Source organism: Ideonella sp. A 288 (assembly GCF_002198735.1).
Taxonomy (GTDB): Bacteria; Pseudomonadota; Gammaproteobacteria; order Burkholderiales; family Burkholderiaceae_C; genus Pseudaquabacterium.
Map to the genome: position 1 here is coordinate 14,327 of NZ_MWLO01000139.1, position 12,404 is coordinate 26,730.

The 12,404-nt window shown below is 68.8% G+C and carries 12 protein-coding genes; 9 read left to right on the plus strand and 3 right to left on the minus strand.

Translation table 11 applies throughout. The features are described from left to right. Position 1: 1 nt before the first annotated feature. The gene (locus EOINJALH_RS21260; protein WP_088283835.1) at positions 2 to 2,263 is read right to left on the minus strand and encodes a cation-translocating P-type ATPase; all 2,262 of its coding nucleotides are present in this window, start codon (positions 2,261 to 2,263) and stop codon (positions 2 to 4) included. 73 nt (positions 2,264 to 2,336) lie between these two features. Between EOINJALH_RS21260 and cadR the strand changes: the two genes are divergently transcribed. Next, positions 2,337 to 2,777, plus strand: coding sequence for a Cd(II)/Pb(II)-responsive transcriptional regulator (cadR, locus tag EOINJALH_RS21265; RefSeq protein ID WP_088283838.1), 441 nt, complete (start codon positions 2,337 to 2,339; stop codon positions 2,775 to 2,777). Positions 2,778 to 3,165: 388 nt separating this feature from the next. On the opposite strand, the gene EOINJALH_RS21270 is transcribed toward cadR, so the two are convergent. Further along, positions 3,166 to 4,044, minus strand: a complete 879-nt coding sequence (locus EOINJALH_RS21270; protein WP_088284123.1) for a LysR substrate-binding domain-containing protein — start codon at positions 4,042 to 4,044, stop codon at positions 3,166 to 3,168. A 94-nt stretch (positions 4,045 to 4,138) separates the two neighbouring features. Here EOINJALH_RS21270 and EOINJALH_RS21275 point away from each other — a divergent pair, with 94 nt between their 5' ends. The 8 genes from EOINJALH_RS21275 (at position 4,139) to EOINJALH_RS21310 (ending at position 11,439) form a co-directional block, all read left to right on the plus strand. After that, a complete protein-coding gene (locus EOINJALH_RS21275) occupies positions 4,139 to 5,350 on the plus strand; it encodes a muconate cycloisomerase family protein (protein ID WP_088283841.1) in 1,212 nt (403 codons plus the stop codon). A 26-nt stretch (positions 5,351 to 5,376) separates the two neighbouring features. Then, entirely contained in the window at positions 5,377 to 5,655 is a 279-nt protein-coding gene (gene catC, locus EOINJALH_RS21280; RefSeq protein ID WP_088283843.1) for a muconolactone Delta-isomerase, read from the plus strand. A gap of 35 nt (positions 5,656 to 5,690) precedes the next feature. Next, positions 5,691 to 6,677, plus strand: coding sequence for a tripartite tricarboxylate transporter substrate binding protein (locus tag EOINJALH_RS21285; protein WP_088283846.1), 987 nt, complete (start codon positions 5,691 to 5,693; stop codon positions 6,675 to 6,677). A 43-nt stretch (positions 6,678 to 6,720) separates the two neighbouring features. Next, positions 6,721 to 7,437 carry a 3-oxoacid CoA-transferase subunit A gene (locus tag EOINJALH_RS21290; protein WP_088283848.1) on the plus strand — a complete coding sequence of 239 codons (717 nt, stop codon included), beginning with the start codon at positions 6,721 to 6,723 and terminating at the stop codon, positions 7,435 to 7,437. Next, a complete protein-coding gene (locus EOINJALH_RS21295; RefSeq protein WP_088283851.1) occupies positions 7,434 to 8,081 on the plus strand; it encodes a 3-oxoacid CoA-transferase subunit B in 648 nt (215 codons plus the stop codon). Before EOINJALH_RS21290 ends, EOINJALH_RS21295 begins: the two co-directional genes overlap by 4 nt. Before the next feature lie 18 nt (positions 8,082 to 8,099). Next, complete coding sequence (gene pcaF, locus EOINJALH_RS21300) at positions 8,100 to 9,302, plus strand: 3-oxoadipyl-CoA thiolase (protein ID WP_088283854.1); 1,203 nt, start codon at positions 8,100 to 8,102, stop codon at positions 9,300 to 9,302. An 11-nt stretch (positions 9,303 to 9,313) separates the two neighbouring features. Further along, complete coding sequence (locus EOINJALH_RS21305) at positions 9,314 to 10,147, plus strand: alpha/beta fold hydrolase (protein WP_088283856.1); 834 nt, start codon at positions 9,314 to 9,316, stop codon at positions 10,145 to 10,147. Between the two features lie 74 nt (positions 10,148 to 10,221). Further along, entirely contained in the window at positions 10,222 to 11,439 is a 1,218-nt protein-coding gene (locus tag EOINJALH_RS21310) for a benzoate/H(+) symporter BenE family transporter (RefSeq protein WP_088283859.1), read from the plus strand. On the opposite strand, the gene EOINJALH_RS21315 is transcribed toward EOINJALH_RS21310, so the two are convergent. Beyond that, positions 11,436 to 12,380 (minus strand): LysR family transcriptional regulator, encoded by a 945-nt coding sequence (locus EOINJALH_RS21315; RefSeq protein ID WP_088283863.1) that lies wholly within the window; start codon positions 12,378 to 12,380, stop codon positions 11,436 to 11,438. The genes EOINJALH_RS21310 and EOINJALH_RS21315 overlap by 4 nt on opposite strands. Positions 12,381 to 12,404: the final 24 nt, after the last annotated feature.

The window sequence follows — 12,404 nt, forward strand, 5'->3', positions numbered from 1 at the left end:
CTCAGCTTCGTTCTGCGTTGTGCAGCAGCCGCAGGCCGTTGAAGACCACCAGCAGGCTGGCCCCCATGTCGGCGAAGACGGCCATCCACATGCTGGCGTTGTCGAACAGCGCGAGCACCAGAAACACGGCCTTGATGCCCAGGGCCAGCGCGATGTTCTGCCACAGCACCGCGTGCGTGCGTTGCGACAGGCGCACCGTCTCGGCAATGCGCCGCAGGTCGTCGTTCATCACCACCACGTCGGCCGCTTCGACCGCGATATCGGTGCCCGCCGCGCCCATGGCCACGCCGACGTCAGCCTGGGCCAGTGCCGGCGCGTCGTTGATGCCGTCGCCGGTCATCGCCGTTGCACCGTACTGCTTCTGCATGGCCTGGATCGCGGCGAGCTTGTCCTCGGGCAGCAGGTTGCCGCGGATGTCGGTGAGCCCAGCCTCGCGGCCGATGGCTTCTGCTGTGGCCTGGTTGTCGCCGGTCAGCATCACTGGGGTGATACCCATGGCCTTCAGCTCGCCGATGGCGGCTGCCGACGAGGGCTTGATGGTGTCGGCCACCGCAAACAGCGCCAGCACCCCGGACGCGGTGGCCAGCAGGCTCACCGTGCGGCCGGCTTGCTCGTGGCGGTGAAGGACGGCCTCGATCTCTGCGGAGCACTGGCCGCGCTCTTCAATCAGGCGGTGGTTTCCCAGGACGTAGCGCTGGCCGTCGATGTCGGCCTCGATGCCGCGACCCGACAGCACCGCAAAGTTGCGGGCCTCAACACTGTTCGGCGTGAGGCCTGCTGCGATGGCGCGGGACACGGGGTGGTCTGAGTGGGCTGCCAGCGCAGCCGTGATGTGTTCGGCCTGCGGCTTGGGCAGGCTGGTGGGCAGCATCTCCCACTCGACAAGGCGCGGCTTGCCTTCAGTGATGGTGCCGGTCTTGTCGAGCGCGATCGCCTTGAGCAGGCGCGCCTGTTCTAGATGGATTCCGCCCTTGATGAGGACGCCGCGCTTGGCCGCCGCCGCCAGGCCGCTGACCACGGTGACCGGTGTCGAGATCACGAGTGCGCAGGGGCATGCGATGACCAGCAGCACCAGGGCCTTGTAGACCGCGACCACGGCCGTCCAGCCGAACAGCCAGGGGCCGGCTATGGCGACCGCGAGCGCCAGCACGAACACCGCTGGCGTGTAGATGGCAGCGAAACGGTCGACGAAGCGCTGCGTGGGCGCACGGCTGCCCTGGGCCTGCTCGACGGCGTGGATGATGCGGGCCAGCGTCGACTGCGAGGCAGCCGCGGTGACGCAGCACTCGATGGTGCCTGTCTGGTTGATGGTTCCGGCGAAGACGGCGTCGCCGGGAACCTTGTCCAGCGGCAGGCTCTCGCCGGTCACCGGCGCCTGGTTCACGCTGGTGCTGCCTTCGGTGACGACGGCGTCCATGGCCACACGTTCGCCGGGCCGGACGCGCACCGTGGCGCCGATGGGGACATTGCCGACGGGCACCGACTGCCAGCTGCCGTCAGGCTGCCGCAGGTAGGCGGTTTCAGGCGAGAGTGCAAGCAGGCCACTGATCGCGTTGCGCGCCCGGTCGACGGCACGGGCTTCGATCAGCTCGGCGATGGCGTAGAGCGCCATGACCATCGCGGCTTCGGGCCACTGGCCGATGACGAAGGCACCGGCCACTGCGACCGTCATCAAGGCATTGATGTTCAGACGGCCGTGCCGCAATGCCGACAGGCCTTTGCGGAAGGTGCCCAAGCCGGCCAGCGCGATGGCCGCCGCCGCGATGGCCAGGCCGACCCACGTCGACCATGGCGCGTCGGGCACCAGGAAGGACAGGCCCTCGGCCGCAGTGGCCAGCGCGAGTGCAGCCACCAGGCGGGGCAGGCCGGAGCCGGTTGCGGCGTCGTGGTCGTGGTCGCTTTCACGACCTGCGTCCGCCGACGCAACGGCGTCAGGCCAGGCCTGAATCTCGAATCCGGTCTTGCGGATGACGTCCACGGCGGCCTGTGCGGCCTGCGGCTCGCCGTCGATGCGCAGGCTGCGCTCGCCGAGCTGAAACCGCAGTCCGAGCACGCCAGGGATGCCTTCGACAGCGCGGCGGATTTCGGACTCCTCGCTCGCACAGTCCATGGCCGGAATGCGGAATCGCTGGCCGCCAGTCAGCGGTGCCGACGCTGGAACGCTGGGTACGGGGTCCGAGGCGCCGCAGCAGGCGCCGCAAGCGTGCGCCTCGGCAACGCCGGCCGGAGCGGGCTCGGTGTGGTGAGAGTGATCGTGGGCCATGGCGCTATTGCAAACCCTGAAGTGGGTATAGAGTCAAGGCGTATCGCGATCCAGTGCTGACAAGAAGGGAACCATGCGAATCGGCGAACTGGCCCAGGCCAGCGGAACGCCCATCGAGACGATCCGCTTCTACGAGCGCGAGGGCCTGCTGCCCATGGCCGCGCGCACGGAGGGCAACTACCGCATCTACACGCCGCAGCATGCAGAGCGGCTGGCATTCATCCGCCAGTGCCGCAGCCTGGACATGACGCTCGACGAGGTGCGGGTGCTGCTGCGCTTTAAGGACCAGCCGCTGGCCGACTGCGGCGAAGTGAACAGCCTGCTCGACGAGCACATCGGCCATGTCGCCGAACGGATCCAGGCCCTGCGCGCCCTGGAAAAGGAACTGCGCGCGCTTCGGGCGGCTTGTCCCGTGCCACACGCCGCCGCCGATTGCGGCATTCTTCAAGGAATCGATCACGCGGGAGCAAAGCCGGCGACTGCTTCGAAACGCCACGTCCGCGGGGCTCACTGAGCGTTGGCACACGGCTGACCAGGCGCGACATCCAGTGACGTCGCTGTCCGGAAATGTTTGACTGATTGAGCCCGCTTGCAGCTTTGCCGCAGAGATCAGCAGGCCGTTGAACGGCAGCTTCCCGGCACGAACGTGTCCGACTGCATGTGGCCGTCACTGTGAGTTCGAGGCCGCGCCAGGAAGCTGACTTCCGATTCACCAGCCAGGGCTGGCCAAGGTCAGGTGTCGGCGAGGTCCGCGAACTGGCGGTGCCGGCCACTTCCAGTCATCCGCTTGGCAAGATACTCGTCCCTCAAAGCCGACGTCCAAGGACCGGCGGCGCGTCTCGAAGGCCTTAATAGCTTTGCTGACCGAGATAAGCCATCGCGCGGCGGTTGATCAGCCCGCCTCATCGGTCTAGCGCCTCGCGCAGCCTCGATGCGAACTCGCGTGCCGCCGCGCTGCGCGAAGCACCGCGCCGCCAGAGGATGCCCGCGTGCCGCACCACTTCAGGCGCGGTCAGCGCGATAGCGCGCAGATCGGGTGCCAGCCGAGCGGCGCGCTCGGGCACGATGCTGGCCACGTCGCCGTGGCGGCACACCACAAGGAGAGACTCCACCGATGCCATCTCGATGCGAACCGTGGCCTCAACACCAGCTTCCTGCAGGCTGGCGTCGATCAGTCGCCGTGTGGCAAAGCTGCGTGGCAGCAGCGCCAGCGGCACACCCGCAAGCGCCCCAAGCGCCAGCGTGCGCCGTTTGGCGAGCGGGTTCGTTGGCGCTACCACCAACAGCATGCGTTCGTCGAACAGCGCTTCGGTCTCGATCTCAGCGTGTGTCGTCGGGTGGAACGCGATGCCCAGGTCGAGCTCCCCGCTGCGCAGTTGCTCCTCGATGGGCCCGGCGCGCAGTTCGCGCACCTCGATTGCGACGCCCGGGTAGGCACGGCTGAAGGCACCCACCGTCACCGGCACGACGGTGTTCAGGAAGGTCGGGATCGCGCCCATCGTGAGCCGACCCGACTGCAGGCCAGAGAGCTCAGACAGTGCCATGCGACCAGCCTCGATCTCTTTTAGCGCGCGCGTGGCGTAACTGCGGAACTCGACGCCGGCATGCGACAGCCTCAGGCCCCGCCCCAGCCGCTCGAAAAGCTGAACCTGCAACTCCTCTTCCAACTGGCGCAGGCCGTGCGAAAGCGTGCTCTGCGTGACGAACAGGTTCTGTGCCGACTGCGTGAGGTGTTCAGTCTCGGCGATGTCGAGGAAGTAGCGCAACTGGCGGAGTTCCATCGCCGCATCGTAGCGCGTACCGTTCGCCCGCATCGAACGGTTCATTGGAAATATGTCATTTGAACTGGCGACGAAGGCGCCTTAACGTGGCGGCATGCAACACCACCCAAGGTTCCTCCCCACGCCGGGAAGCTGGCCCATCGAGCGCATCGAGGCGCGCATCCTCGACATCCCAACGATCCGGCCGCACAAGCTGGCCTTCGGCGCCATCAGCCGCCAGAGCCCGGTCATCGTCCAGCTTTGGCTGGCCGATGGCGCCTGTGGCTTCGGGGAGGCCGCCACCATCGGCGGACCATCGTGGAACGAGGAGTCGCCCGAAAGCATCCTGCACGCGATCGAAGGCCATCTGGCACCAGCGCTGCTGGGTCAGCCCGGCGGCCAGTTCGGTGCCGCGCTGGCGCGCATGGACCTGGCCTGCCGAGGAAACGCCTTCGCCAAGAGCGCAGTGGAGATGGCGCTGATCGACGCCGTGGCGCGCACGCTGGGCGTCCCGGCCTGGCAGCTTCTGGGCGGCCGCCGCCACACCAGCCTGCCGCTGGCCTGGACGCTGGCCAGCGGCGACGTGGCGCGCGACATCGACGAAGCGCAGCTTCGCCTGGAGCAGCGCCGTCACCGCATCTTCAAGCTCAAGATCGGCGCCCGCGAGCCGGCGCAGGACGTGGCCCACGTGGCACAGATCGCCCGCGCGCTGGACGGCCACGCCACGCTGACGGTGGATGTCAACCAGGCCTGGGACGGCGCCACCGCCCGCCGCTGGCTGCCGCCCCTGATCGACGCGGGCGTGACACTGATCGAGCAGCCGGTGGCGAAGTGGAACGTCGAGGCGTTGACCACGCTGACGGCCACGCTTGGCGACCGCGCGGCCATCATGGCCGACGAGACCGTGTGCACGCCGCAAGACGCGATGCGCCTGGCGAAGGCCCAGGCCGCTCAAGTGTTCTCGCTGAAGGTGGCCAAGCACGGCGGCCTGCTGCGCACGCTGCAGGTGGCCGCCGTGGCCGAGGCCGCCGACATCGGCTGGTATGGCGGCACCATGCTTGAGACTTCGATCGGCAGCGCCGCCGCCGCGCACGCCTTCAGCACGCTGGGCCCGCAGCACCACGGCTGCGAACTCTTCGGCCCGCAGTTGCTGGTGGACGATGTCGTCGGCAGCCGCATGGAGATCCGCGACTTCGAATTGCAGCTGCCCGACGGTCCGGGCTACGGCGTCGAGGTCGACCTCGCGCAGCTGTCGCGCTTCGACCGCGCGCGTGGCGGCCTGAACGCCACGCATATCGATCTCGGCCGCCTCGCCGCCACGGCTTGAACACCCATCCTGAGGGAGCCCCAACCATGTTGTTCCTGGTCCGCATGGACGTCCATATCCCGCACGACCTGCCCAACGCACAGGCCGATGAAATCAAGGCCCGCGAAAAGGCCTATGCGCTGGACCTGCAGCGCGACGGCCGCTGGCGCTACCTGTGGCGCGTGGTCGGCGAGTACGCCAACTACAGCGTCTTCGACGTCGCGTCCAACGATGAGCTGCACACCCTGCTGTCGAAGCTGCCGCTCTTCCCATACATGAAGCTGCACGTCACGCCGTTGGCGCAGCACCCCTCGGCCCTCGCCTGAGCGGCGCGCCCTGCCGAATACGAGACGGAGACAAGATGAACAAGCGCCACTTCTGCACCCGCATCGCCGCCGGCCTGGGCCTGCTGGCCGCGACCCTGGCGCCCGCCCAGGCCCAACCCACCGACTGGCCGAACAAGCCGGTGCGCTGGGTGGTGCCCTTTCCGCCCGGCGGCGCGATGGACGCCATCGCACGCATCCTGGGCGAAAGGGTCGGCAAGGCCCTCGGCCAGACCTTCGTCATCGAGAACCGGCCGGGCGCCGGCGGCAACATCGGTGCCTCCTCGGTGGCCAAGTCGCCGGCCGACGGCTACACGATCATGATCACCTCGATCGGCATGGCCACCAACCTTCCGCTCTACGGCAAGCTGCCCTACGACCCGGTGAAGGACTTCGCCCCGGTCAGCCTGCTCGCCGTGGTGCCCAACGTGCTGGTCGTCAACGCCGCGCAGTCGAAGGCGCGCTCGGTGCAGGACGTGATCGCCGGCGCGCGTCAGTCGCCCGGCAAGGTGACCTACGCGTCGGCCGGCAACGGCACCTCGATCCACCTCGCCGGCGAGGTCTTCACGTCGATGACCCAGACCGACCTGCTGCACGTGCCCTACAAGGGCAGCGGCCCGGCAGTGGCCGACCTGCTGGGCGGCCAGGTCGACAGCATGTTCGACAGCGTCACCTCGGCCAAGCCGCACGTCGTCTCGGGCAAGCTGCGAGCGCTGGCGGTGACCACCGCGAAGCGCTCACGCGCGCTGCCCGACGTGCCGACGCTGGCCGAGGCCGGCGTGCCGGGCTACGACGTTTCGCCCTGGTTTGCCGTCTTCGCGCCCGCGGGCACGCCGCGGCCCGTCATCGACAAGCTGAACGCTGCGCTGATGGACGCTATGAAGCAGCCAGACGTCGTCACCCGGCTCGATGCCATCGGCGTGGAACCCGTGGGCTCCACGCCCGAGGCGCTGGCCGCCCACCTGGCCAGCGAATCGGCACGTTGGACAAAGTTGATTGCCGAACGCGGCATCAAGATGGACTGAAGCGCGCCAGCGGCACGCAACAACTTTTGAAAGCGAGAACCCCGTGATAGACAAGATCGCAGCCTCCGTCGCCGAGGCGCTGGCCGGCACGGCCGACGGCGCCACGGTGCTGATTGGCGGCTTCGGTACCGCCGGCATCCCGAACGAACTGATCGACGGCCTCATCGAGCAGGGCGCACGCGAACTCACGGTGGTCAACAACAACGCAGGCAACGGCGACAGCGGCCTGGCCGCGCTGCTGGCCGCCGGCCGCGTGCGCAAGATCGTCTGCAGCTTCCCGCGTCAGGCCGATTCGCATGTCTTCGACGCGCTCTACCGTAGCGGCAGGATCGAGCTGGAACTGGTGCCGCAGGGCAACCTGGCCGAGCGCCTGCGCGCCGCAGGGGCTGGCATCGGCGCCTTCTTCACGCCCACCGGCTACGGCACTGAACTGGCAAGGAACGCCGATGGCAGCGCAAAGGAAACGCGCGTCATCAACGGCCGGCCGTATGTGTTGGAGTTTCCGATCCACGGCGACCTGGCGCTGGTCAAGGCCGAGCGCGGCGACCGCTGGGGCAACCTGGTCTACCGCAAGGCCGCGCGCAACTTCGGCCCTGTGATGGCCACCGCCGCGAAGCGCACCGTGGCCACGGTGCACGAGGTGGTGGAACTCGGCACGCTCGACCCCGAGCACATCGTCACGCCGGGCATCCACGTCAGCCACGTCGTGTGCATCGATCGAGTGGCCACACAGGCCGGCGGCTTCAAGGTGGCAGCATGAGCAAGAACTACCAACGCCGGACCAAGGACGGACTGGCGCGGCGCGTGGCGCAGGACATCTTCGACGGTGCCTGCGTCAACCTGGGCATCGGCATGCCGACGACGGTGGCCAACCACATCCCGTCCGGCATCGAGGTCGTGCTGCACAGCGAAAACGGCATCCTCGGCATGGGCCCCGCGCCCGCCCTGGGTGACGAGGACTACGACCTCATCAATGCGGGCAAGCAGCCCGTGACGTTACGCCCCGGCGGCGCCTACTTCCACCACGCCGACAGCTTCGGAATGATGCGCGGCGGCCACCTCGACATTTGCGTGCTCGGCGCCTTTCAGGTCTCAGCCACCGGTGACCTGGCCAACTGGAGCACCGGTGAGCCCGGCAGCATCCCGGCCGTGGGCGGCGCGATGGACCTGGCCATCGGTGCCAAGCAGACCTGGGTCATGATGGACCTGCTGACCCGCGAGGGCGCCAGCAAGGTGCTGCGCACCTGCACCTATCCGCTGACCGGCCTGGCCTGCGTCAAGCGCATCTACGGCGACCTGGCCACGCTGGCCTGCACGCCGCAGGGCCTGCAGCTCATCGACAAGGTCGAGGGACTGAGCCACGACGAACTCGAACACCTGCTCGGGCTGCCCATCCACCCCTGACGCACCGAAAAGACTCCCATGACACACGCCTACATCTGCGACGCCATCCGCACACCCTTCGGCCGCTACGGAGGTGCGCTGGCTTCTGTCCGTGCCGACGACCTCGGCGCCATCCCGCTGCGCGCGCTGATGGCGCGCAACCCGGGGGTCGACTGGGCGGCCGTGGACGACGTGCTCTACGGCTGCGCCAACCAGGCCGGCGAGGACAACCGCAACGTCGCGCGCATGTCGCTGCTGCTGGCCGGGCTGCCGCTCGAAGTGCCGGGCGGGACCATCAACCGGCTGTGCGGTTCGGGCCTGGACGCGGTGGGCACCGCCGCGCGCGCCATCCGCGCCGGCGAGGCCAGGCTGATGGTGGCCGGCGGAGTCGAGAGCATGAGCCGCTCCCCCTTCGTGATGCCCAAGGCCGAGAGCGCCTACAGCCGCGCCAATGCCATCCACGACACCACCATTGGCTGGCGCTTCGTCAACCGGCTGATGAAGGCGCAGTACGGTGTCGACAGCATGCCCGAGACGGCCGAGAACGTTGCCGCGGCGTACGGCATCGAGCGCGAGGCGCAAGACCGCATGGCGCTGGCCAGTCAGCTGCGTGCGGTGGCGGCGCAGCAGGCCGGCCACCTGGCGCGAGAGATCACGCCGGTGAGCGTGGCGCAGAAAAAGGGCGACGCGCTCGTCGTTGACACCGACGAACACCCGCGTGCCACCAGTCTGGAGGCGCTCGCGAAGCTCAGAGGCGTGGTGCGCCCCGACGGCACGGTGACGGCGGGCAACGCCAGCGGCGTCAACGACGGCGCCTGCGCGCTGGTGTTGGCCGACGAAGCCACCACATCGAGACACGGCCTCACGCCCCGGGCCCGCGTAGTCGGCATGGCCACGGCCGGCGTGGCGCCGCGCGTGATGGGCATCGGCCCGGCGCCGGCGACGCAGAAGGTGCTGGCGCTGACGGGATTGACGCTGGACCAGATCGACGTCATCGAACTCAACGAAGCCTTCGCGGCGCAGGGCCTGGCCGTGCTGCGCCAGCTGGGCCTGGCTGACGACGACGTGCGTGTGAACGCCTGGGGCGGCGCCATCGCGCTGGGCCACCCGCTGGGCGCCTCGGGCGCGCGCCTGGCGACGACGGCCGTCAACCGGCTGCACACGACCAGCGGGCGTTATGCGCTGTGCACGATGTGCATCGGCGTCGGGCAGGGCATCGCCGTGGTGCTGGAGCGGGTGTGAAGGGGAAGGACATGAACGCTGTGACCGGACTCACGACCAGCGCACCGCGCCTGCGCTACGACGTCCAGGGCCCGCGTGAGCGCTCACGTGAGGGCGGCCCAGCGCACCACACCTTCGTGCTGGCACACGCACTGGGTTGCGACCTGACGATGTGGGACGCATTGGCCCACCATCTGGCTGAACACGGCCGGGTGGTGCGCTACGACCAGCGGGGCCACGGCGGCAGCGAGGCACCGGCCGGGCCGTACACCATGGCCGAACTGGCTGACGACGCGGCGTGGTTGATCGAAGAGCTGGCTCTGGGACCGGTGGTCTGGGTCGGCCTGTCGATGGGCGGCATGATCGGCCAGGAACTGGCACTGCGCCATCCGGACCACGTGCGGGCTTTGGTGCTGGCCAACACCACGTCGGGCTATCCGGCGGAAGCGCAGGCCGGCTGGTCGCAACGCATCGCCGGCATCGCACAGGGCGGGCTGGAAGCCATCGTCGACGGCGCGCTGCTACGCTGGTTCCATGCCGGCTTCCACGCCCGGCAACCGCAGACCATTGCGCATTGGCGCGCCCGTGTGCTGGGTTGCGATGCAGCGGGCTACATCGCCTGTTGCCAGGCGATCGCCGGGGTTGATACCACGGCCCGGCTGCCCGGCATCGCGGTGCAGGTGCTGGTGATCGCGGGCGCGATGGACCAGGGCACGCCGCCCGAGATGGCTCGTGTCATTGCGCAAGGCATCCCGGGTGCGCGCCTGGTGGTACTGCCCGAGGCCTCGCACCTGAGCGTGCTGGAGCAGCCGCTGGCCTTCAGCAGCGCGGTCGACGACTGGCTGCAGCAGGCCTTGCCCGCCTGAGCGCGGCCCGCGCCTGCCGCCCTGCACGCCGGCGTCGTGCGGGCGCTCCCGTTTCACACCTTCCGCTCGACACCATGCTCCGACGCGACTGGTCCGTTTCTGCCATCACGGCCGGCTTCCTGGCCGTGCTGATCTCCTACGCCGGCCCGCTGCTGATCTTCTTCCAGGCCGCCCGTGCGGCAGGCGCCGGGCCGGAGCTGATGGCCTCCTGGGTCTGGGCCATCTCGATGGGCGCAGCCGTCTCCGGCATCGCATTGAGCTGGTGGTTCAAGGTCCCTGTCATCACCGCCTGGTCGGCACCGGGCACGGCGTTGCTGATCACGCTGTTTCCGGCGTTGTCGCTGCAGGAGGCCGTGGGGGCGTACATCACCGCTGCGGCCTTGATCCTGATCGTCGGCCTCAGCGGCAGCTTCGATGGGTTGATGCGGCGGATTCCCCGAGGGATCTGTGCTGGGATGATGGCCGGCATTCTGTTCCAGTTCGGGGCCCGGGCCTTCAAGGCGGTGGAGGCGATGCCGCTGCCAGCGCTGTGCATGGTGGCCGGCTACCTGGTAGCGCGCCGCTTCTGGCCGCGCTACCACCTGCTGGTGGTGCTGGCCCTGGGCCTGGCCCTGGCCGCAGCCGTGGGAGGTGTCGACTGGAGCAGCCTGCGCCTGGAGGTCACCAGACCCGTGTTCACCGCGCCCACGTGGAGCTGGGCCTCGACGCTGAGCCTGGCTGTTCCGCTGGCCGTGGTCAGCCTGGCCGGACAGTTCCTGCCCGGCATGGCCATCCTGCGTGGCGCGGGCTACACCACGCCGGCCCGGCCGGTGCTGGTGGCCACAGGTGTGGCGTCTCTCTGCACGGCGCCGTTTGGCGGCATCACCACCGTGCTGGCAGCCATCACCGCGGCCTTGTGCACGGGGCAAGACGCGCACGAAGACCCAGACCGACGCTACGTGGCAGGCATCGCCAACGGCTTGTTCTACCTGGTCGGGGGCTGCCTGGCGGGCACCATCATCGGCGTCTTCACAGTGCTGCCCGCGCCTTTCGTGGCCGTGCTGGCCGGGCTGGCGCTGATCGGTGCGATCACGGCCAACGTGCAGAGCGCCGCCAGCGACCCCGAGCACCGTGAAGCGGCGATGGTCACCTTTCTCGTCACCGCCTGCGGCATGAGCCTGTGGGGCCTGGGCGCTGCGTTCTGGGGCGTGGTGATCGGCGGCTGCGCGTATGCCGTTCTTGGCTGGCAGCGACCGAGTGCAACCGCAGCGCCGGCGCCGACACGGCCGTCCACGTCGTCACCCGGTCGCTAGACCGGCTTGTCCACTGCCGCCGCGCGCGCTGCTTCGGCGCGCTGGCGTGCCTCGGCCTGTTCCTGGTAGATGCGATCGATGAGCACGCGCAGCGTTGTGATGTCTTCGTTCTTGTCGTGCAGGCGCGTGCTCATGATGATCGGTGACACCGCCTGCGGGTCGCTGAGCGCTCGGTAGACCACTTCGTCGGGACGCAGTCGGCTCACGCCTTCGGGCACCACGCAGATGCCCATGCCCGCGGCCACCAGCCCCAGCGCGGTCTGGATTTCCTGCACCTCGTGCACGGCTGCGGGTTGCAGCCCTTGGTCACGGAACAGCGACAAGACCTGATCGGCGTAGCTGGGCCGCGGCTTTCTCGGGTAAATCAGAATGTCTTGACTCTCGAGCGCAGCCAAAAGCAAAGGTTTGCCCGGGATTGCGAGAGCATGCTCCAAAGGTATCGCCGCCACCAGGCGTTCCTCGCGCAGCACCTCGCGCTTGATGCTCGCGTCGTCGAGCCGTATGCGTCCGAACCCGACGTCGATGCGTCCGCTCTTCAGAGCCTCGATCTGATCCAGCGTCCCCATCTCGTCCAGGGCAATCTCGACCTGAGGTAGGGCCGCGCGGAACAAGCGCACCAGGCGCGGCAAGGCGCCGTACATCGTCGACGCCACAAAGCCGATCACCAGCCGGCGCTCCATGCGCGCCACGCGCCGCGTCGCGCGCGTGGCCTGCGCCGCCTGTTCCAGCAGCCGCGTGGCGTGGCTGTAGAAGAAGCGGCCGGGCTCGGTCAGCTTCAGCGGCCTCGAACCGCGCTCGAACAGCGGCGTGCCCAGCTCCTCTTCCAGGTCCTGGATCTGCCGGCTCAGCGGCGGCTGCGAGACGTGCAGCCGCTCCGCCGCGCGGGTGAAGCTCTGCTCGTCGGCAACCGCCACGAAGTAGCGCAGGTGACGCAATTCCATTGCATGCCTTTTGGGTATCGAAAC

Coding starts and splice junctions, on each gene's coding strand:
- EOINJALH_RS21305 (WP_088283856.1), top strand. CDS start 9,314: ATGAACGCTGTGACCGGACTCACGACCAGCGCACCGCGCCTGCGCTAC.
- EOINJALH_RS21285 (WP_088283846.1), top strand. CDS start 5,691: ATGAACAAGCGCCACTTCTGCACCCGCATCGCCGCCGGCCTGGGCCTG.
- cadR (WP_088283838.1), top strand. CDS start 2,337: ATGCGAATCGGCGAACTGGCCCAGGCCAGCGGAACGCCCATCGAGACG.
- EOINJALH_RS21295 (WP_088283851.1), top strand. CDS start 7,434: ATGAGCAAGAACTACCAACGCCGGACCAAGGACGGACTGGCGCGGCGC.
- pcaF (WP_088283854.1), top strand. CDS start 8,100: ATGACACACGCCTACATCTGCGACGCCATCCGCACACCCTTCGGCCGC.
- EOINJALH_RS21270 (WP_088284123.1), bottom strand. CDS start 4,044: ATGGAACTCCGCCAGTTGCGCTACTTCCTCGACATCGCCGAGACTGAA.
- catC (WP_088283843.1), top strand. CDS start 5,377: ATGTTGTTCCTGGTCCGCATGGACGTCCATATCCCGCACGACCTGCCC.
- EOINJALH_RS21310 (WP_088283859.1), top strand. CDS start 10,222: ATGCTCCGACGCGACTGGTCCGTTTCTGCCATCACGGCCGGCTTCCTG.
- EOINJALH_RS21315 (WP_088283863.1), bottom strand. CDS start 12,380: ATGGAATTGCGTCACCTGCGCTACTTCGTGGCGGTTGCCGACGAGCAG.
- EOINJALH_RS21260 (WP_088283835.1), bottom strand. CDS start 2,263: ATGGCCCACGATCACTCTCACCACACCGAGCCCGCTCCGGCCGGCGTT.
- EOINJALH_RS21275 (WP_088283841.1), top strand. CDS start 4,139: ATGCAACACCACCCAAGGTTCCTCCCCACGCCGGGAAGCTGGCCCATC.